This is a genomic window from Nigerium sp., from assembly GCF_039811905.1.
Lineage (GTDB): Bacteria > Actinomycetota > Actinomycetes > Propionibacteriales > Propionibacteriaceae > Propioniciclava.
The window spans coordinates 1-19,249 of the sequence record NZ_JBDHZL010000045.1; the positions used below are offsets into that span (position 1 = coordinate 1).

At 71.9% G+C, this 19,249-nt stretch carries 16 protein-coding genes; 12 read left to right on the forward strand and 4 right to left on the reverse strand.

What is annotated here, in order from left to right; all coding sequences use genetic code 11:
- From WMJ97_RS09005 to WMJ97_RS09015, 3 genes are all read left to right on the forward strand, one after another.
- On the forward strand, positions 1-509 hold a 509-nt coding region (locus WMJ97_RS09005), incomplete at its 5' end, for a helix-turn-helix domain-containing protein (RefSeq protein WP_347348649.1).
- Entirely contained in the window at positions 503-2,236 is a 1,734-nt protein-coding gene (locus WMJ97_RS09010) for an ABC transporter ATP-binding protein (protein ID WP_347348650.1), read from the forward strand. The genes WMJ97_RS09005 and WMJ97_RS09010, both read left to right, overlap by 7 nt.
- The gene (locus WMJ97_RS09015) at positions 2,233-4,278 is read left to right on the forward strand and encodes an ABC transporter ATP-binding protein (RefSeq protein WP_347348651.1); all 2,046 of its coding nucleotides are present in this window, start codon (positions 2,233-2,235) and stop codon (positions 4,276-4,278) included. The genes WMJ97_RS09010 and WMJ97_RS09015 overlap by 4 nt, the downstream gene beginning before the upstream one ends.
- Here WMJ97_RS09015 and WMJ97_RS09020 read toward each other — a convergent pair.
- Positions 4,275-4,889 carry a hypothetical protein gene (locus WMJ97_RS09020; protein ID WP_347348652.1) on the reverse strand — a complete coding sequence of 205 codons (615 nt, stop codon included), beginning with the start codon at positions 4,887-4,889 and terminating at the stop codon, positions 4,275-4,277. The two genes, WMJ97_RS09015 and WMJ97_RS09020, sit on opposite strands and share 4 nt — an antisense overlap.
- Before the next feature lie 141 nt (positions 4,890-5,030).
- On the opposite strand from WMJ97_RS09020, the gene WMJ97_RS09025 reads away from it, so the two are divergent.
- A complete protein-coding gene (locus WMJ97_RS09025; protein ID WP_347348653.1) occupies positions 5,031-6,461 on the forward strand; it encodes an APC family permease in 1,431 nt (476 codons plus the stop codon).
- Between the two features lie 516 nt (positions 6,462-6,977).
- Here the strand turns inward: WMJ97_RS09025 and WMJ97_RS09030 are convergent.
- Positions 6,978-7,304 (reverse strand): BlaI/MecI/CopY family transcriptional regulator, encoded by a 327-nt coding sequence (locus tag WMJ97_RS09030; RefSeq protein WP_347348654.1) that lies wholly within the window; start codon positions 7,302-7,304, stop codon positions 6,978-6,980.
- Positions 7,305-7,362: 58 nt separating this feature from the next.
- Here WMJ97_RS09030 and WMJ97_RS09035 point away from each other — a divergent pair, with 58 nt between their 5' ends.
- From WMJ97_RS09035 to cydC, 4 genes are read left to right on the forward strand one after another with little or no spacing between them, the layout of a single operon-like run.
- The gene (locus WMJ97_RS09035; RefSeq protein ID WP_347348655.1) at positions 7,363-8,865 is read left to right on the forward strand and encodes a cytochrome ubiquinol oxidase subunit I; all 1,503 of its coding nucleotides are present in this window, start codon (positions 7,363-7,365) and stop codon (positions 8,863-8,865) included.
- A 17-nt stretch (positions 8,866-8,882) separates the two neighbouring features.
- Positions 8,883-9,950: a cytochrome d ubiquinol oxidase subunit II gene (cydB, locus tag WMJ97_RS09040; protein WP_347348656.1), complete on the forward strand. Its 1,068-nt coding sequence runs from the start codon at positions 8,883-8,885 to the stop codon at positions 9,948-9,950.
- A complete protein-coding gene (gene cydD, locus WMJ97_RS09045; RefSeq protein ID WP_347348657.1) occupies positions 9,950-11,698 on the forward strand; it encodes a thiol reductant ABC exporter subunit CydD in 1,749 nt (582 codons plus the stop codon). Before cydB ends, cydD begins: the two co-directional genes overlap by 1 nt.
- Complete coding sequence (gene cydC, locus WMJ97_RS09050) at positions 11,695-13,296, forward strand: thiol reductant ABC exporter subunit CydC (RefSeq protein ID WP_347348658.1); 1,602 nt, start codon at positions 11,695-11,697, stop codon at positions 13,294-13,296. The genes cydD and cydC overlap by 4 nt, the downstream gene beginning before the upstream one ends.
- Before the next feature lie 56 nt (positions 13,297-13,352).
- Here cydC and WMJ97_RS09055 read toward each other — a convergent pair whose 3' ends face one another.
- Positions 13,353-14,486, reverse strand: a complete 1,134-nt coding sequence (locus tag WMJ97_RS09055; RefSeq protein WP_347348659.1) for a suppressor of fused domain protein — start codon at positions 14,484-14,486, stop codon at positions 13,353-13,355.
- Between the two features lie 92 nt (positions 14,487-14,578).
- On the opposite strand from WMJ97_RS09055, the gene WMJ97_RS09060 reads away from it, so the two are divergent.
- From WMJ97_RS09060 to WMJ97_RS09070, 3 genes are all read left to right on the forward strand, one after another.
- Positions 14,579-15,076 carry a DUF4112 domain-containing protein gene (locus tag WMJ97_RS09060; protein ID WP_347348660.1) on the forward strand — a complete coding sequence of 166 codons (498 nt, stop codon included), beginning with the start codon at positions 14,579-14,581 and terminating at the stop codon, positions 15,074-15,076.
- A 142-nt stretch (positions 15,077-15,218) separates the two neighbouring features.
- Entirely contained in the window at positions 15,219-15,515 is a 297-nt protein-coding gene (locus WMJ97_RS09065; protein WP_347348661.1) for a thiamine-binding protein, read from the forward strand.
- A complete protein-coding gene (locus WMJ97_RS09070) occupies positions 15,512-16,078 on the forward strand; it encodes a GNAT family N-acetyltransferase (protein ID WP_347348662.1) in 567 nt (188 codons plus the stop codon). The genes WMJ97_RS09065 and WMJ97_RS09070 overlap by 4 nt, the downstream gene beginning before the upstream one ends.
- Here the strand turns inward: WMJ97_RS09070 and WMJ97_RS09075 are convergent.
- On the reverse strand, positions 16,047-18,059 hold the full coding sequence (locus tag WMJ97_RS09075; protein WP_347348663.1) for a hypothetical protein: 2,013 nt from the start codon (positions 18,057-18,059) through the stop codon (positions 16,047-16,049). The genes WMJ97_RS09070 and WMJ97_RS09075 overlap by 32 nt on opposite strands.
- A gap of 567 nt (positions 18,060-18,626) precedes the next feature.
- Here WMJ97_RS09075 and WMJ97_RS09080 point away from each other — a divergent pair.
- The coding region (locus WMJ97_RS09080) for an FAD-dependent oxidoreductase (protein WP_347348664.1) at positions 18,627-19,249 on the forward strand (623 nt) is incomplete at its 3' end.

Consider the following 19,249-nt stretch of genomic DNA (forward strand, 5'->3'; position numbering starts at 1 on the left):
GCCAGGGCGCCGCGGCCACGTCGACCCGGCAGATCGCGGAGGCCTGCGGCATCGCCGAGGGCACGATCTTCCGCGTCTTCGACTCGAAGCAAGACCTCGTCAACGAGGTCATCACGGCCGAGCTCGCCATCGAACCCGTCCTCGCGCGGCTGGCCGCGCTGGAGGCGTCCGAAGATTTCGAAACCGCCGTGGCGGCCGCGATCGGGCTGCTTCAACGGCGCGCGCTCATCGCCCGCTCTCCGTTGCTGCTGCAGCATCCGCCGGCCGGGCCGAATGCGGGCGCGAAACCGTGCCCGCGTCCCCACCCGAAAGAGGTGAACCGGCGTATCATCACCGCGCTGCAGGAGTTCCTGACGCCGTTTGCCGGACGCCTCTCCGTCACCCCGCAGGCCGCCGCCGGCGCCCTGCTCGCCCTGAGCTTCGGCTCCTCGTTCCCCGACCCGCCGACCGAACCCGCCCAGGTCACCCGCCTCCTCCTCCACGGAATCGCCAAGGACACCGCATGCTGATCAAACTCCTGCGCCGCTACCTGGCCCCCTACCGGGGCCACATCGCGATGATCGTGCTGTTTCAGCTCATCGCGACGGCGGCCTCCCTCTATCTGCCCACGCTGAACGCGCGGATCATCGACGAGGGCGTCGCCAAGGGCGACACCGCGGCGATCACCTCGCTCGGCGCCCTCATGCTCGCCGTCACCCTGGCCCAGATCGTCGGCCAGGCGACCGCCATCTACTTCGGCGCCCGCACGGCCATGGGCTTCGGGCGCGACGTCCGCGCGGCGATCTTCGACCGCGTCCTCTCGTTCAGCACCCGCGAGGTGAACCAGTTCGGGGCGCCGTCGCTGATCACGCGCAACACGAACGACGTCCAACAGGTGCAGCAGCTCGTCATGATGACCGCGTTCATGATCGTCCAGGCGCCGATCATGATGATCGGCGGCGTGATCATGGCCCTGCGCGAAGACGTCGGGCTGTCGTGGCTCATCGTCGTCGCCGCCGGCGTGATGGGCGTCATCATCGTGACGATCCTGCTGCAGGCGCTGCCACTGTTCCGGGCGATGCAGCGGCGGATCGACACGCTGAACCGGGTGCTCCGCGAGCAGATCAGCGGCCTGCGGGTGATCCGCGCGTTCGTGCGTGAGCCGTTCGAGCAGGAGCGCTTCGCGAAGGCGAACGCCGACGTCACCGACGTCTCGTTGCGGGTCGGACGCCGCATGCTCACCTTCTTCCCGGTCGTCCAGCTCGTGATCGCGGCGTCCAGCGTCGGCGTGATGTGGTTCGGCGGCCTGCGCGTCGACGCGGGCCAGATGCAGATCGGCCAGCTCACCGCGTTCCTGCAGTACCTCATCCAGATCCTGATGAGCGTGATGATGTCGACGATGATGCTGATGATCGCCCCGCGCGCCCAGGTGTGCGCGGCGCGCATCGAGGAGGTGCTGGGGACGGATTCGTCCGTCGTGCCGCCCCTGCGGCCGGTCCGCGACGTCGTCGACCACGGCTCCGTGCGGTTCGAGGACGTGACGTTCGCCTACCCCGGCGCCGAGGCCCCCGTGCTGTCGAACATCTCGTTCGCGGTCGCGCCGGGCACCACGACGGCGCTCATCGGGTCGACCGGCTCGGGCAAGACGACGCTGATCAACCTGATCCCGCGGCTGTTCGACGCGACCGAGGGCCACGTGCTGGTCGACGGCGTCGACGTCCGCGACCTCCACCCCGAGGTGTTGTGGAACACCATCGGCCTGGTCCCCCAGAAGCCGTACCTGTTCACCGGCACGGTGGCGTCCAACCTGCGCTACGGCAACCCGGACGCCTCCGACGACGAGCTCTGGCACGCCCTCGAGGTCGCGCAGGCGCGCGACTTCGTGGAGCGCATGCCCGGCCAACTGGACGCCCCGATCGCCCAGGGCGGCACGAACGTCTCGGGCGGCCAGCGGCAGCGGCTCTCGATCGCGCGGGCGCTGGTGCGGCGTCCGGACGTCTACGTCTTCGACGACAGCTTCTCCGCGCTCGACGTCGCCACGGACGCCCGCCTGCGGGCCGCCCTGCGGCCCGAGACCGCGGACGCCGCCGTCGTGATCGTCGGGCAGCGGGTCGCGACGATCCGCAACGCCGACCAGATCGTCGTCCTCGACGACGGCCGCATCGAGGGCATCGGCACCCACGAATACCTGCTCGCGACCTGCCCGACGTACGTCGAGATCGTCGAGTCCCAGTTCAAGGCGGAGGAAGTCGCATGAGCGCCCCCCAGAACACCGACAGCGCCCCCGGCACGCAGCCCGGGTCCGGCGCCGAGACCGACCGCGTCACGGACGCCCCCGAGCGGCCCAAGCACGGGCCGCAAGTCCGCGGGCACGGCCCGGGCGCCCAGGGCCCGGTCGAGAAGGCGATCAACTTCGGGCCGTCGCTGCGGCGCCTGCTCGGACGCCTGCGTCCCGAGCGCGGCAAGATCGTCGTCGTCTTCGTGCTCACGATCGTCGCCGTGCTCGCCAACGTGCTCGGCCCGAAGGTCATCGGCGAGATGACGAACCTGCTGTTCGCCGGGCTCATCGGCAAGAACCTGCCGGCCGGCGTCCCGATCGAGCGGATCATCGCGGGCCTGCGCGCCCAGGGGCAGGGGACGTTCGCCGACATGCTGTCCGGCATGCAGGTGACCCCCGGCGTGGGCGTCGACTGGGGCGCCGTCGGCCGCGTCGGCCTCATCGCCCTCGGGCTGGCGGTCGTCGGCGGGCTGTTCATGTGGGCGTCCGGGTGGCTGCTGAACGACGTCGTGCAGGCGACCGTCTACCGCATGCGCCGCGACGTCGAGACCAAGCTCGACCGCCTGCCGCTGGCCTACTTCGACCGGCAGCCCCGCGGCGAACTGCTGAGCCGCGTCACCAACGACATCGACAACATCGCGCAGTCGCTGCAGCAGACGCTCAGCCAACTGCTGACGAACCTGCTGACGCTCGTCGGCGTCCTCGTGATGATGCTGTGGGTGTCGCCGATCCTCGCGGTGATCGCGCTGATCGCCGTGCCGATCTCCCTGGTCGCGGCCATGCTCATCGGACGCCGCGCGCAGGCCCGGTTCGCCGAGATGTGGAAGTCCACCGGCGACCTGAACGCCCAGATCGAGGAGGCCTACACCGGCCACGCGCTCGTGAAGGTGTTCGGGCGCAGCAAGGAGGTCGAGGCGTCCTTCCAGCGCGACAACGACCGGCTGTACTCGTCGTCGTTCTCGGCGCAGTTCATCTCAGGCCTGATGATGCCGGTGATGTTCTTCATCGGAAACCTCACCTACGTCGCGGTCGCGGTGGTCGGCGGCCTGCGCGTCGCGACCGGCCAGATGAGCCTCGGCGACGTGCAGGCGTTCATCCAGTACTCCCGGATGTTCACGCAGCCGATCACGCAGGTGGCGTCCATGGCGAACCTGCTGCAGTCGGGCGTCGCGTCGGCGGAGCGCGTCTTCCAGGTGCTGGACGCCGACGAGCAGACCCCGGAGGCCGACGGCGTCCTGCCCAGCCCGGTGCGCGGGCGGGTCGCGTTCGAGGACGTCTCGTTCAGCTACGTCCCCGAGAAGCCGCTCATCGAGCACCTCGACCTGGTGGCCGAGCCGGGCGCGACCGTCGCGATCGTCGGGCCGACCGGCGCCGGCAAGACGACGCTGGTGAACCTGCTCATGCGCTTCTACGAGGTGAACGCGGGCCGGATCACGCTCGACGGCGTCGACATCGCGTCCGTCCCGCGGGCCGACCTGCGCGGCAAGCTCGGCATGGTGCTGCAGGACACGTGGCTGTTCCACGGGACGATCGCCGACAACATCCGCTACGGACGCCTCGACGCCACCGACGACGAGCTGCGCGCCGCGGCGACGGCGACGTACGTGGACCGCTTCGTCCGGTCGCTGCCCCAGGGCTACGACACGGTCATCGACGAGGAGGGCTCGAACGTCTCCGCCGGCGAGAAGCAGCTCATCACGATCGCCCGGGCGTTCCTGGCCGACCCGTCCCTGCTCGTGCTCGACGAGGCGACGAGCTCGGTCGACACGCGCACCGAGCTGCTGCTCCAGCGCGCGATGGCCGCGCTGCGCACCGACCGGACCAGCTTCGTCATCGCCCACCGGCTCTCCACCATCAGGGACGCCGACACGATCCTCGTCATGGAGAACGGCTCCATCGTCGAGCAGGGCGACCACGACGAGCTGATGGCCGCGCAGGGCGCCTACTACCGGCTGTACCAGTCGCAGTTCCGGGCCGAGCAGGCCGAGGCCGACCCGGCGCCGGCCGGCGGGCACAGCTAGACCGACGCTTGGGGCGCGGCGTCCTCGGTGTCGGGGATGTCGTCCCAGGCGCGCCCGTCCCACCAGACGCGCCGCCCCTCCACGTCGTACCAGCCGGGCGCGAGCCCGGCGCGGGCGACGGGGGCGGCGTCCCCGGGCCGCGTGACGCGCGGGCCGACCTCGACGGCGCGGCGCCGCGACGGCCACAAAAGACCGACGAGCGTCGCGAGCCCACCGGCGGCGAGCACCATGAGGCCCCAGTCGGGCCGGGCGACCGCACCTTGGGCGTCCGCGCCGAGGGGCCGCAGGCTGCGGCCGTCCCACACCATCATCCAGCCGCCCAGCGTCATGACCAGCGAGGTGAGCGCGGCCAGCGGCGACACCGCGCGCACCACCAGGTGCGCCCGCGAGCGCCGAGCGAACCAGAGCCCCACCGCGAGCGCGAGCACGAGGCCCGCCCCGACGCTCTGCACGATCCGGTACGGCTGCAGGGCCAGGTCGGCGTCGAGCGAGCGGAGTTGGCCGCCGGCGTCCGCGACGAACCACGGCCCCCAGGCGCCCACGCCGAGCGCGACCGCCCCGACGGCGAGCAGCGCGGCGCTGACGGTGCTGGTGAAGCGTTCCTCGATCACGCGTCGATCGTACCCAGGCCGACGTTCGGCCCAGCTCCCCACCGCTCGTGTAACAGTCGCGAGAATTGGCCGAGAGGGATTGTCAGTGCCCTCCCCATCGGTCAGAGTTAGCGCACCAAAAACACCGTTGGGAGCATTGCCATGTCTGACAAGACCCCCGTCGCCAGCGCGGACGGGACGACGGGCCAGCCTGAACTCAAGCGGGTCATGGGCCCGGGCCTGCTGCTGTTGTTCATCGTCGGCGACATCCTGGGCACGGGCATCTATGCCCTGACCGGCACCATCGCGAAGGAGGTCGGCGGCGCGGTCTGGCTGCCCTTCCTGCTGGCGTTCGCCGTCGCGCTCATGACCGCGTTCGCCTACCTCGAACTGGTGACCAAGTACCCCGAGGCCGGCGGCGCCGCGGTCTACACGCACAAGGCGTACGGCATCGGCTTCCTGACGTTCATGGTCGCGTTCACCGTCATGTGTTCCGGCATCACGTCGGCATCGACGGCGTCCCGGGCGTTCTCGGAGAACTTCTTGAAGGGCTTCCACCTGCCCTCGAACGAGGGCACGATCACGATGCTCGGCATCGGCTTCATCCTGCTCGTGATGGCCATCAACCTGTGGGGCGTGGGCGAGTCGGTCAAGCTGAACGTCGTCCTGACGCTGATCGAGCTGACGGGTCTGCTGATCGTCATCTTCGTCGGGTTCATGGCCATGGCCGAGGGCAAGGCCGACTTCTCGCGCACGATGATCTTCGAGAGCCAGAGCGACAAGAGCTGGTTCCTCGCGGTCTCGGCGGCGACGTCGGTCGCATTCTTCGCGATGGTCGGCTTCGAGGACTCGGTGAACATGGCCGAGGAGACGAAGGACCCCTCGCGCATCTTCCCCAAGATCATGCTCACCGGCCTCATGATCACCGGCGTCATCTACGTGCTCGTCTCGCTCACCGCCGTCGCGATCGTGCCGATCGGCGATCTCACGGCCGCGAAGGCGACGCCGCTGCTGACGGTCGTCCAGATGGGCGCGCCGGGGCTGCCGTTCGGGGCGATCTTCCCGTTCATCTCGATGTTCGCGGTCGCGAACACCGCGCTGATCAACATGATGATGGGCTCCCGCCTGCTGTACGGCATGGCGCGGACCAAGGTGCTGCCGCCGTGCTTCGGCTGGGTGCTGCCGGGCCGCCGGACGCCGTGGTTCTCGATCGTGTTCACCACCCTCATCGCGGTGGCCCTGATCACCTTCGTCGGCCAGGTCTCCGAGCTGGGCGGCACGACGGCCCTGCTGCTGCTGGCCGTCTTCACCCTGACGAACATCGCCGTCTTGATCCTGCGGAAGGACAAGGTCGAGCACGACCACTTCCGGGCACCGACCTGGATCCCGATCCTCGGCGCCCTGTGCACCTTCTATCTCGTCGGCCCGTGGACGGGCCGGGCCACCGTGCAGTTCCAGATCGCCCTCGTGCTCATCGGCATCGGTGCGGTGCTGGGCGTGATCATGTTCTTCGTCAACAAGGCCATCTACCACCGGGCGACGAAGTTCGACGACATCGCCGCGATGGACGAAGGCGATGGTCCGCTGAACTGAGTCCCTGCGGCGTCCGGTGGGCCCTGCTCATCGGCCCCGGACGGCCACGGTCCTTCCGGGGTTCCGCCCCAGGGACGCCCGTCCGCTGGGGCGCTCCCTGTCCTCTGGGACGCCCGCCGCCGCGCGGGACGCCTACCCCACCGCCCAACCGGACGCCGCCCGCCTCGCGCGGGCGGCGTCCTGGCGTGGTGGGCTCGCCACGACCCTGACTGGCGCGTCCTCGGCGCGGCGCGCCGGGGGCGTCCCGCTCGGGGTTCGGGATTGGGAACGAGCCAGTCAGGGTCCTGGAGGAGACCGGTCGTAAGACCGGACGCCGGGCGCATCGCGCCGGACGCATCGCACGCCCAGGGGTGTGGGTCGCCACGCGCATGGGACGCCACGCGTTGGGACCCCACGACGTGTGCACGCCCGCCCAGCGGCACGTGCATGTCCGCCCAGGGGCGTGTGACGTTGTCCACCTCCCAGGGTGGAAAACGTCAGGTAGAAACGCCCACGGTGTCCCGATTTCTGGGGACCCTAGAAGGGCCGGAGGCTCAACTCGTGGTTCACCTGCTCCCAGATTGCGCGGCAGGCGTCGGGGCCGCAGGCATCCAAGAGAGACAAGATTTCCTCGGCATGCAATTCAACGCATGATCGGGCTGGCCGGTAGAGCCAGGCGCGACCGTCGAGGGTTCGGTGGGCGAGTCCCTTCTTGGCTAGGCGATCCAACACGGTCATGACCGTCGTGTACGCCAAATCGCGCTCAGCGGCGATCTGCTCGTGGACGTCGCGCACCGACAGCGGTTCGTCTCGCCGCCACAACACCGTCATCACCTGGTGCTCCAGGTCCCCCAGCAGGGCCATGGCGACATCCTAAACACGTTTCTGGCGATCTACGACAAGGCGTAGTACATTCCGCCCCATGAACGCGGAAACCGTTGCCCGATGGCAATTCGGCATCACAACGGTCTACCACTACTTCTTCGTACCGGTCACGATCTCCCTCTCCTTGCTCGTGGCCGTGATGCAGACCAGGTGGGTCCAGACCGGTAATGAGAGATTCCTGCGCCTCACCAAGTTCTTCGGCAAGTTGTTCCTCATCAACTTCGCGATGGGCGTGGTGACCGGCATCGTGCAGGAGTTCCAGTTCGGCATGAACTGGAGCGAGTATTCCCGGTTCGTCGGCGACATCTTCGGGGCGCCGCTGGCGCTGGAGGCCCTGCTGGCCTTCTTCCTCGAGTCGACCTTCCTGGGACTGTGGATCTTCGGGTGGGACAAGTTGCCCCAGAAGGTCCACCTGGCCACCATCTGGGCGGCGTCGATCGGCACGATGCTGAGCGCGATCTTCATCCTCGCCGCGAACAGCTGGATGCAGAACCCGGTCGGCTCCACCTACAACCCGCTGACCGACCGCGCCGAGCTCACCGACTTCGGCGCGCTGTTCACCAACCCGGTCTTCCTCGCGACCTTCCCGCACACCATCTCGGCGGCCTACCTGACCGGCGGCGGGTTCGTGCTCGCCGTCGCCGGCTACCACCTGGCGAAGCTCGCCAAGCGCCGCGACTCCTGGACCGAGCGGGAGAAGTCGGACGCCTCCGCCTTCCGCTGGGCCACCCGCTTCGGCGCCTGGGTGCTGCTGGCGTCGGGCGCCGTCGTGGTGCTGTCCGGCGACTTCCAGGGCAAGGTCATGTACCAGGTGCAGCCGATGAAGATGGCGGCGGCCGAGGCCCTCTACGAGAGCGAGGGCGGCCACGGCAACGACCCGGCGATGTTCTCGCTGCTCACGATCGGCTCGCTCGACGGCCGCAGCGAGGTCTGGTCGCTGAAGGTGCCGTACGTGCTCGGCTTCCTCGCCACCGGCGACCCGTTCGGCGAAGTCAAGGGCATCAACAACCTCGAGGCGGGCTACCACCGCGGCGAGCTGGTGAACCCGAACAACGCCCTCCAGCAGGCCTACCAGCAGAAGCTGCAGGCGGTCGGCGTCAACAACTGGCACCCGAACATCCCGATCAGCTACTGGAGCTTCCGCATCATGATGACGCTCGGCTTCATCGCGATCGCGGTCGCGCTGTACACGCTGTTCGTGACCCGCAAGGAGCACCTGCCGAAGGACGGCGCGATCTGGCGCCTCCTGCTCTTCGCCGCCGTGCTCAGCCCGCTGTTCGGCAACTCCTTCGGCTGGATCTTCACCGAGATGGGCCGCCAGCCGTGGATCGTGGCCGGCGTCCTGCCCACCGCGGCGTCCGTGTCGCCGGGCGTCGGCTGGGGAGAGGTGCTCTTCAGCCTCATCGGCTACACGCTGATCTACGGCGCCCTCGCGGTCGTCGAGATCGGGCTGCTCATCAAGTACATCGAACCGGGCCTGCCCGACGTCGAGACCCCCGAGGTCAAGGACGCCGACGAGCCCCTGTCCTTCGCCTACTGAGAAAGGAGCGACACACCATGATTCCTCTCGCAGTAGACGCCACGCCGCTGCAGGTGACGTGGTTCATCCTGATCGCGGTGCTGTGGATCGGCTACCTCGTGCTCGAGGGCTTCGACTACGGCGTCGGCATGCTGATCCCGTTCCTCGGCCGCAACGAGACCGAGAAGCGGGTCATCGTCAACACCATCGGGCCCGTCTGGGACGGCAACGAGGTCTGGCTGCTGACCGCGGGCGGCGCGACGTTCGCCGCCTTCCCCGGCTGGTACGCCACCCTGTTCTCGGGGCTGTACATCCCGCTGTTCCTGATCCTGTTCGGCCTCATCATCCGGGGCGTGTCGTTCGAGTACCGGGCCAAGCGGCCCGAGACCCACTGGCGCCGCGCCTTCGACCGGATGGCCTGCATCGGGTCGTTCCTCGTGCCGCTCCTGTTCGGCGTCGCGTTCGCGAACTTCGTGATCGGCCTGCCGGTGGAGATGTCGACCGTGAACCCGTCGCTCCACGTCGTCACCACCGGCACCCTGGGCCTGCTCAGCCCGTTCGGGCTGCTCGGGGGCGTCGTGCTGGTCGTGCTGTTCCTGTTCCACGGCGCCAACTACCTGGCACTCAAGACGAAGGGCGAGGTGCACGCCCGGGCCCGCTCGTTCAGCCTGAAGGTGGGCGTGCTCGCGATCCTCGGCGGGGCCGTGTTCCTGCTCTGGTCGAACCTCGCCTACGGCACGGGCGTCATCGGCTGGCTGCTGATGCTGCTCGCCGCCGCCGGGCTGGTCGTCAGTTGGCTGATGGGCCGGGCGGGTCGCGACGGCTGGGCGTTCATCGCCACCGCCGCCACGATCCTGTTCGTCGCGGTCGGCATCTTCGTCCGGATGTTCCCGGCCATGGGCTTCGACAACACCGCGGTGCCCGGCACCCCGCTCGACATCACGACGGCGTCCAGCTCGGAGCTCACGCTGACGATCATGGCGGTCGCCGCCGGCATCTTCGTCCCGATCGTCCTGGCGTACACCGCCTGGGCGTACTGGGTGAATCGCCGCCGGATCAGCGAGGTCAACATCCCGACCGACGCCCCCGAGCCCGCGGCGGTCTGATGGCGGACGCCACCGCAACCTCGGCGCACGGGGCCCCTGAACTTCAGGGGCCCCGTGCTCGTCGTTCCCGCCGGGGCAGCCCGCAGGCCCGCCGGTCGCGGGGGCCGATCGACCCGAGGCTCCTCCGGCGGGCGTCCGCGACGCGGTGGTACCTCGCGGCGGCCGTCGCTGTCGGCTGCGCGACCGCCGCCCTCACCCTGGTGCAGGCGTGGGTGCTCGCCCACGCGATCGCCGCGATCTTCGGCGGCGACTGGACGCCCCTCGCGGGGGCGGTCGGCGTCCTGGCGGCCGTGTTCGCGGCGAAGGCCGCGCTGTCGTGGCTCAACGACACGCTCGCGCAGCGGGCGTCGGCGTCCGTGAAGAGCCAACTGCGGGCGGACATCCTGGCCGCTCGCCTCGCCCGCCCCCTCGACTCCGGGGCGACCGGCGGCGGCCTGATCACGCTCGTCACGCAGGGCCTGGACGCCCTCGACGGCTTCTACAGCAAGTACCTCCCCCAGCTCATGCTCGCGGTGACCGTGCCCGTGATCGTGGGCGTCGCGATCCTGACCGCCGACCTCACGTCGGCGATCATCGTCGCGCTGACGCTGCCGCTGATCCCGGTGTTCATGGCCCTCGTCGGCTGGACGACCGAGGCGCGCACGCGCAAGCGGTGGCGCGTCCAGACGCGCCTGGCGCACCACTTCTCCGACCTGGTCGCGGGCCTGCCCACCCTGCAGGTCTTCGGGCGGGCGCGGGCCCAGGCCGAGGGGCTGCGCCGCACCGAGGCCGCCCACCGCGCCGAGACGATGGCGACGCTGCGGATCTCGTTCCTCTCCGCGCTCGTGCTCGAGCTGCTGGCGACCCTGTCGGTCGCGCTCGTCGCGGTGACGGTCGGGTTCCGGGTCGTGTTCGGCGACCTCGACCTGGGCACCGCCCTGTTCGTCCTGATCCTGGCGCCCGAGGCGTACCTGCCGGTGCGGCAGGTCGGCGTCCACTACCACGACGCGGCCGACGGCATGGCCGCCGCCGAGTCCGCGTTCGCGCTGATCGACGCGGGCGTCCGGGAGGGCTCCGGAACGGACGCCGCGGCGGGGGCCCCGGCGGACGCCCCCGCGGACGCCGCGCGACCCGGGCCGGCGGCGTCCGGGCTGGTCGCGCGCGTGAGCGACCTCGGGCACACGTACCCGGGGGCGTCCGAACCGGCGGTGGCGGGGGTGTCGTTCGACGTGCGCCCCGGGGAGTTCGTGGCGCTGACCGGGCCGTCCGGCGGGGGCAAGACGACGGTGCTGAACGCGCTGCTCGGGTTCCTGACGCCCACCCGCGGCACCGCCGACCTGGACGCCGCCCGCGTCGCCTACGTCGGGCAGAACCCCGGGATGGTCCGGGGCGACATCGCCGCGAACGTGCGCCTCGGCGACCCGGACGCCCGCGACGACCGCGTCCGGGACGCCCTCGACCGCGCGGGCGGCCCTGACCTCGACCCGGCGCGCGGCGTCGGCGACGACGGGGAGGGGCTCTCGGCCGGCGAGCGACGGCGCGTCGCGACCGCGCGGGCGCTGCTGCGCATCGACGCCGGCGGCGCGGACGTCCTCGTGCTCGACGAGCCCACGGCCGGCCTGGACGCCGACGCCGAGGCCGCGCTGCTCGCGGGCGTCCGGGCGCTGGGGGTCGCGGCGATCGTGGTGAGCCACCGCCCGGCGGTGATCGGCGCGGCCGACCAGGTGGTCGAGATCGGCGTCCGGAGCGGCGAGGGGGACGCCTCGTGACCCGGACGCTCGCCCTCCTCCGCAGCCTCCTGGGCGCGATCGAGCACCCGCGCCGGCGGCTGGCGGGGGCGATCCTGCTCGCGGCCGCGGCGTCCGGGGCGTCGGTCGCCCTGATGGGCGTCTCGGCGTGGCTGCTCAGCCGCGCCGCCGAGCACCCGCCGGTGATGTACCTGACCGCGGGCGCGGTGGGCGTCCGGTTCTTCGGCATCTCGCGGGGGGCGTTCCGGTACGCGGAGCGGCTCGTCGGGCACGATCTGGCCCTGCGGATGCAGTCGGCCCTCCGGCTCGAGACCTACGCCGCCCTCGCCGGGACGACCCTCCTCGGGCGCCGCCGCGGCGACCTGCTCACCCGCGTGGTCGCGGACGTCGACGCGGTGCTGGACGTCGTCGTCCGGGTGGCGGTGCCCTTCGCCGCCGGCGGCGTGGTCGTCCTCGGGACGACGGTGCTGATCGGCGTCTACGAGCCCCTCACGGCGGCGGCCCTCCTGGCCACGTCGCTGCTCGCGGCCGTCGGCGCGCCCTGGCTGGCCAACCGCCTCTCCCGGGACGCCGACGCCGCGATCGCCCCGGCGCGCGGACGCCTCGCGGACGTCGTCCACGAGCTCGACCGGGCCGCCGCCGACGTGGTCGCCTACGGCGCCCAGGACGCCCTCCTCGCCGAGGCCCTCGACGCGGACGCCCGGCTTCGGGACGCCGAACAGCGCGCCGCCTGGGTCCGCGGCCTCGCCGCGGCGCTGCAGACGCTCGCGGCGGGAGCGGCCGTCCTGCTGGGGCTCTGGCTGGGCGCCCAGGCCCTGGCCGACGGACGCCTCGGGCGCACGATGCTCGCCGTCCTCGCCCTGGTGCCGCTCGCGCTGCACGAGGTGTTCGGCGACTTCGCCCGCGCCGCGCAGACCCTCACCCGGGCGCTCACGTCGCTCGGCCGGGTCTCCGCCGTGCTGGACGCCGAGCCCGTCGGTCGCGGCGACCTGGCCGCCGCGGCGTCCACGGGGCCGGCACGCCTCGTCGTCGAGGACGCCGCGATCGGCTGGCCCGGCGCGTCGCCCCTCGTCACGGGCCTGTCGTTCAGCGTCGGTCCGGGCGAGCGCGTCGCGCTCGTGGGGCCGTCGGGCGTCGGCAAGACCACGCTCGCCGCCACGCTGCTCGGCCTGATCCCCCCGCTGAGCGGCCGCGCGGAGGCGTCCGGGCGCGTCGGCTACCTCGCGCAGGACGCGCACGTCTTCTCCACGTCCGTCGCCGAGAACGTCAAGATCGGCAAGAGGGACGCCTCCGACGACGAGGTCGCCGCGGCGCTGGCCGCCGCGGGGCTCGCCCTCGATCCCGGACGCCTCGTCGGCGAGCTGGGCGCGCCGCTGTCGGGCGGGGAGGCCCGGCGGCTCGCGGCGTCCCGCGTGCTGGTGGGCGAGTTCGGGACGCTGATCCTCGACGAGCCGTCGGAGCACCTCGACGCGCAGACGGCGTCCGCGCTGCTGGACGACCTCTGGGCGTCCGCCGGCGACCGGCCCCTGCTCGCGATCACCCACGACCCGGACGTCATCGCCCGCTGCGACCGGGTCGTCCGGCTGGACGCCGCGCGGGAGGCGTCCGGACGCCGCTGAGCGGTCCCACCCCCGCGTTGGTGAGCCGGGCGCGGGGACGCCGCCGAGGCGTCCGGTCAGCCGACGGTGCGCGTCACGCGGCCGTCGGAGTCGGTGATCTCGCTGGGCACGACCCGCCAGGTCACGCCGGGCAGCCCCGGGACGCGGTATTCGCCCCGCACCGGACGCAGCGCCCCGACGAGGGCGTCCACGTCGGCGGGCGTCAGGGAGACGGTGCAGCTGATGCGGTCGTCCGCGAGCTCGGCCTCGGACTGCTCGCCGGGCAGCAACAGCAGCCCGGTGCCGTGGCCCTGGTAGATCACGGGATTGCCGAACGGCAGCCGCAGCGGGATCAGCCGGACGAGGCTCTCGACGCCGTTCGCGCCCTGCTCGATGACGATGCGGCCGTCGTCGCCGCGCAGTTCGAGGTGGTCGACGTACAGGGCGCCGCTGCTCGAGCCGTTCTCGCGCTGGTCGCGCTCGATGGCCGCGACGGCCTCCGAGAGGTCGGTCAGGCTGCCGCGGGCGGGATCGGTCGCGAGCTTGGGGCCGACCGTGGGGAAGGTGTCGGCGAGCATCTCCAGCAGGCGCGCGGTGTCCCAGCCCTGGACGGCCCGCAGCTCCCCGTCGGTGATGCCCACGAGCTGCAGGAAGTCGACCCGGCCCAGCGGCGTGGTGATCGAGCCGAGGTCGGGGTCGCGCGCCAGGGCGAGGGCGGTGAGCTGGGTGTCGCTGTCGAGCTGGATCGGGCCGTTGGCGTCCAGGTGATGGCCCGCGGCGAAGACGTTGCCGGTCGAGAAGACGTAGCGGGCGAGGTTCTGCATGAGGTTCATCGGCCACACGGGCGGCTCGGCGTCGGCGTCCGCGGCGGCCGGGTCGGCCAAGCGCAGGGTGAGCTCGAAGCCGTAGCCGCTGACCGCGTCGGACGCGACCGGCGCGACCGGCGTCCCGTCGAGGTCGCTGAAGCCGTAGCTGATGTAGTGCCAGTGCGGCTGCGGATCGTCGACGCGGTAGACGCTGACCCCGTCGAGCGGGTCGGGCCCGCCGAGGCTCGCACGCAGGATCGTGCCGTAGTGCAGGGGTTCGACGCCCGGGTAGACGCGCTCGCAGGCGTCGGAAATCGCGTCCCAGCCCGGGGTCTCATCGTTCGCGACGGGCTCGGCTCCCCCGCCGTCCCGGCGCCCGAAAAGGCGTCTGATGAGATCACCCATCGCACGAACCCCCCTGTTGTGGTCTTTGTCGCAACGACGGTACTGCCGGTATGGGTCACCGCCCGTTTCCGCCCTGTGGCTACGCTTGATGCATGGACGCTCGACCTCAGCCCGCGGGCAGCACCGCCCACGGCGACATCGCGATGAGCCGCTGGCTGGCCCGATTCATGGACGATCTCGTGACCATCCCCGGCACGAACATCGGTATCGGTTTCGACGCGGTGGTCGGGCTCATCCCGGGCATCGGGGACGCGCTCGGCACGAGCATGTCGGGGGCGATCATGGTGGACGCCGTCCGCCAGCGCGTGCCGCTGCCGGTGCTCGCGCGCATGGGCTGGAACCTGCTGGTCGACACCGGTCTGGGGTTCATCCCGGTGATCGGGGACGCCGCCGACGTCGCCCACCGCGCCAACCGGAAGAACTACCGGCTGCTCGAACGATGCGTCCGGGAGGGCCGGCACGTGGACGTCGACGTGCCGGGCTACGTCGTCCAGGCGGTCGCGATGGTGGTCGCGTTCATCGCCTGTTCCCTCGCGGCGGTCGTCCTGGCGATCTGGGGGCTGCTGCGCGTGATCGGGGTCATCGGCTGAGCGCCGGACCGCTGCGGGTCCGACGCCGGCCCCGGTGCCGGACCCGCAGCGGTGCCGGACCCGCAGCGGTGCCGCGCCGCCGGCCCGGGCTGTCGCGCCGACCGACGTGCCGGAGGCGGGCGTCCGGGCGCAGAATGGGCCCATGCTTGTTGCCTTTTCCGTGTCCGCCAGCGGCCGCCGCACCGACGATCACGTCGCGGACGCCGTCGCCGCCGCCGTGAAGATCGTCCGCGCATCCGGCCTACCGAACCGCACCGACTCGATGTTCACCACCATCGAGGGCACCTGGGACGAATGCATGGACGTGGTCAAGCGCGCCACCGAGGCGGTCGGCGAGTTCGGGACGCGCGTGTCGCTCGTGCTCAAGGCCGACATCCGCCCCGGCTACACCGGCGAGATGACCGCGAAGCTCGACCGCCTGGAGAGCCACCTGCGGTGACGTTCACCCTCGAACCGCTCACCCACGCCGACGTCCCCTACTACGTCCGCTCGCACCTGGAGATGACGATCCAGACGTACGCGCACCTCGTCTCGCCGCTGTTCGCGGCGTCCCGATGGGCCGAGCGGGCCGCGCGGGAGGCGTCCACGCATGACGAGATCGACGACGCGGACGCCGCCCTCGCGGCCGGCCGCGACCCGTTCCGGCGGCACTGGGTCGCGAAGAACGAACGGGGCGGGATCGTGGGGGTGATGGCGTCCGGGCGCGGCGTCGAGGAGTGGGAGCCGGACGCCGCGGCCGACCTGTGGAGGCCGCCCGAGGCCACGTGGGCCCTGGCGCACCTGTACACGTCGGTCGGCGTCCACGGGTCGGGGCTCGCGCAGCGGATGCTGCGGGCCGGGCTGCCGTCCGGGGAGGCGGCGTACCTGTGGTGCTACATGGAGAACCCGCGGGCGCTCGCGTTCTACGCCCGCAACGGCTTCGCGCCCGACGGGCTGGAGGTGTTGTGCGGGCCCGAGTGGGGCGACCGGGTCATCGCCCGTCTGGTGCGCCCGGCGGCGTGACGGCGGGGTTCTGCCTGCCGAGCGCCTGGCCCGGCGTCGAGACCGCCGGGTCGGATGTCGAGACCGTCGGGTCGGGCGTCGCGACCGTCGGGTCGGGCGTCGGCGGGCGGTCGTAGGCGACGATGCGCATCGTCGGCAGCGGCCGCGGGACGCCCTTCGTGAGCGCCGGGTCGGCCGCCCCCTCCGCCGCCGCGAGCACGTCGGCGACGAAGGCGGCCACCGTGGGCTCGTCGACGGGGTCGATGCGGTACGACGGCTGCTCCACCGGGGCTCCGGGGCCCAGCATGCTGACGTAGGGGGTCGTGGCGGTCGGCGTCCGGGTGAAGCGGTCGCCGAAGGCGTCCAGCCATTCCGACAGCGCGCCGACCGTGGAGCGGAACCGCACCCAGCGATGGTTCTGCCAGCCGGGGGCCTCGATCTCGCCGGGCGCGTCGCCCGCGAAGTGCTCGACGAGCTTCGCCGCGGCGAGCCTGCCGCGTTCGCCCAGGCGGGCGATCTGCTCGGGCGACATCGCGAGGTTGAACCCGCCCTCGTCGGAGGCGTAGAACACCCGGACGACCCGGTCGCGATAGCCGGGCAGGATCGCCGCCGACTCGTCGACCCACGACACCAGCACGCCGAACAGCAGCTCGCCGAAGCGCGGGAGCGCCCCGGACTTCGCCTCCAACGGACGCCAGCGCCGCAGCACCCCGGCCCCGTTGTGCTCGGGCAGGAAGCTGTTGTCGGCCTCGTCGGCCGAACGGTCGGCGTCGTCGCGGAACTCGAGCAGGTTCATCGCGAACGTGGGCCGCGTGGGCAGAGGCGCGTCGAAGAAGTGCAGGGGCAGGTTGGAGGTGAGGCCGCCGTCGCTGAACCAGTTCGGCGCGAAGTGGGGACGCCCCACGGCCTCATCGGCCAGCGCCTGCTCCGGCTCGGCGCCGGGGTGCTCGCGACGGAAGGCCGCCACGTTCGCCCGGAACTGCCGGTTCGTGCGCTCGCCGTAGTCGAGCCCGTAGAGGCGCACGGCGCTCAGCAGCAGCGGGAAGCTCAGGCTGAGGCGGGCCGCGACGACGACCGGCAGATCGGACGCCGCCGGCAGCGGCCGCAGCGGCCAGGCCGCGAGCCGCCGGACCTGATCGTCGAAGCCGGACGCCTCGGGCGGGTGTTCGTCGAGCCAGTCCACGACCTCGGCGGGGAACAGCCGACGCCACTCGACGGGGTCGTAGTAGTAGCCGGCGTCGGGCCACGGCATGGTCATCGGCCGCGCCTGCGTGAGGTTCGTCGTGATCATCTGCAGGTCGACGCCGTGCGCCTCGAGCTCGCCGAACGTGAGCGGCTCGCTCGCCGGTCGCCCCGCGATGTCTTGCAGGACGCCGTGCAGCCACGGTGTGAGGGCGGGGGCTGCCCGGCCGGTGGGCCCGCCGTCGCAGAGCCCGAAGTTGTTGGCCGGCACGTCGCGCGCCGCCGACCGCCACAGGCCGAACCCGGCCAGGGCCAGGCCGCCGGCCACCGCGACGAGGAGGCTCGCGACCACCCCCACCCACAGGGCGGGGCCGCCGAGGTAGACGGCCAGCCCGGCGAGCACCAGCCCCGGCAGCGCGCCGAGGATCGTGTGCCACCAGAACGCCCGGACCGTCGCCCCCGCCGCGACGGCCGCGGCGGTCGGGCCGCGGCGTCCGCGTGCGTTGACGAGGGCGGTCGCGACCTGGAACAGGCGTCCGGTGCGCGGCTGCGGCTGGAACAGGTCGAGGAGGCGCGTGCCGCCCTCGGTGGGCTCGGCGAGCTGCGCGCTCAACTCGCCGAGCTTCGTGAACCCGCCGCCCACGCGGTTGAACTCCGCCGCGGCGGCCGCGGCTGCGGCGATCGCGCCCGCCGACGAGCCGCCCACCGACCGCAGCCGGTAGACGCGCGCCACCTCGCACAGCGCCTGAGGGTAGATCACCCCCGACGTCAGACCGCCTTGCAGGATCAGGTCGCACTCGAGGGAGGGAGTCTCGTGCATAGGGTCACCCTAGAGGGCCGCGCCGACGTTGCGCGTCGCGATCCGAGGGTCGCGACGGATCCTGCGGGCTGGCGTCCTGGCGTCCTGGTGTCCCGCACCCGCACCCGCACCCAGCGTTGTCGAAACGCTGCAGGTCTTTCGCAAACGCTGCAGGCGTTCTCGAAACGCCGGGCTTAAGCCACAACGCTGCCTTACGTAAGGCAGCGTTCTCGCCGAAGGCAAGCGTTATGGAAACGCTGCAGGCGTTCCGCGGCTTACTGCAGGCGTTTCGCAAACGCTGCAGGCGTTCCGCGGCTTGCTGCAGGCGTTGCTGACGCCGGCCGAGTCGCCGGCGTCCCCACCCCAGGACGCCCCACACCGCGCGGTCCTCGGGCCGGCGTCCGGCCTCGGCCGAAGCCCGCGAGGCACAGCCAGCCGCGGTCGCACCCCCGTCCGGCGGCGCGTGAGCAGGTGAGGTCGTCCGGGGCGTGTGACGTTCTCCACCTCAGAGTGTGGAGAGTGTCAGGTAGAAACGCCCACCCCCCCCCGCGTCGACGCATAGGAGCGACGTCGGGCAGAGTGTGCGCCATGACGCGCTTACTCGTGATCGGCGCCGACGCCGCCGGCATGGCGGCGGCGAACCAGGCCCTGCGCGTGGCGCGCCGGCGCGGACGGTCGCTGGAGGTGGTCGCCCTCGAGATGTCCACGCACACGTCGTATTCGCAGTGCGGCATCCCCTACTGGGTCGCCGGCGACGTTGCGGACGCCTCCTCTCTCGTCGCGCGGACGGCCGAGCAGCACCGGGCGGCCGGAATCGACCTGCGCCTGAGGCACGAGGCGCTCGGGCTCGACCTGGCGCGCGGGGAATGCGAGACCCGCGACCACGCCTCCGGACGCACGGTGACGATCGGCTTCGACGACGTCCTGCTGGCGACGGGCGCGGCGCCGGTCGTGCCGGGGTGGGCGGAGGGCCTCGGCCCGAACGTCCACCCGATGAAGACGCTCGACGACGGCTCCACGTGGCGGGCGATCGTCGCCGGACGCCCCCGGCACGTCCTCGTCGTCGGCGGCGGGTACATCGGCGTGGAGGCGGCGGAGGCGCTGGCGCGCCGCGGCGTCCGCACCACGCTGCTGACGAGGCGCGAGCCGATGGCGGCGTCCCTGGTGCCGGAGCAGCGCGCCCGCGTGCGCGCCGGGCTCGAGGCGATCGG

What these genes read in the sequence shown, in the direction of transcription:
- WMJ97_RS09010 (WP_347348650.1), top strand. Translation starts at nt 503, where the DNA reads ATGCTGATCAAACTCCTGCGCCGCTACCTGGCCCCCTACCGGGGCCAC.
- WMJ97_RS09015 (WP_347348651.1), top strand. Translation starts at nt 2,233, where the DNA reads ATGAGCGCCCCCCAGAACACCGACAGCGCCCCCGGCACGCAGCCCGGG.
- WMJ97_RS09025 (WP_347348653.1), top strand. Translation starts at nt 5,031, where the DNA reads ATGTCTGACAAGACCCCCGTCGCCAGCGCGGACGGGACGACGGGCCAG.
- WMJ97_RS09030 (WP_347348654.1), bottom strand. Translation starts at nt 7,304, where the DNA reads ATGGCCCTGCTGGGGGACCTGGAGCACCAGGTGATGACGGTGTTGTGG.
- WMJ97_RS09035 (WP_347348655.1), top strand. Translation starts at nt 7,363, where the DNA reads ATGAACGCGGAAACCGTTGCCCGATGGCAATTCGGCATCACAACGGTC.
- cydB (WP_347348656.1), top strand. Translation starts at nt 8,883, where the DNA reads ATGATTCCTCTCGCAGTAGACGCCACGCCGCTGCAGGTGACGTGGTTC.
- cydD (WP_347348657.1), top strand. Translation starts at nt 9,950, where the DNA reads ATGGCGGACGCCACCGCAACCTCGGCGCACGGGGCCCCTGAACTTCAG.
- WMJ97_RS09055 (WP_347348659.1), bottom strand. Translation starts at nt 14,486, where the DNA reads ATGGGTGATCTCATCAGACGCCTTTTCGGGCGCCGGGACGGCGGGGGA.
- WMJ97_RS09060 (WP_347348660.1), top strand. Translation starts at nt 14,579, where the DNA reads ATGGACGCTCGACCTCAGCCCGCGGGCAGCACCGCCCACGGCGACATC.
- WMJ97_RS09065 (WP_347348661.1), top strand. Translation starts at nt 15,219, where the DNA reads ATGCTTGTTGCCTTTTCCGTGTCCGCCAGCGGCCGCCGCACCGACGAT.
- WMJ97_RS09075 (WP_347348663.1), bottom strand. Translation starts at nt 18,059, where the DNA reads ATGCACGAGACTCCCTCCCTCGAGTGCGACCTGATCCTGCAAGGCGGT.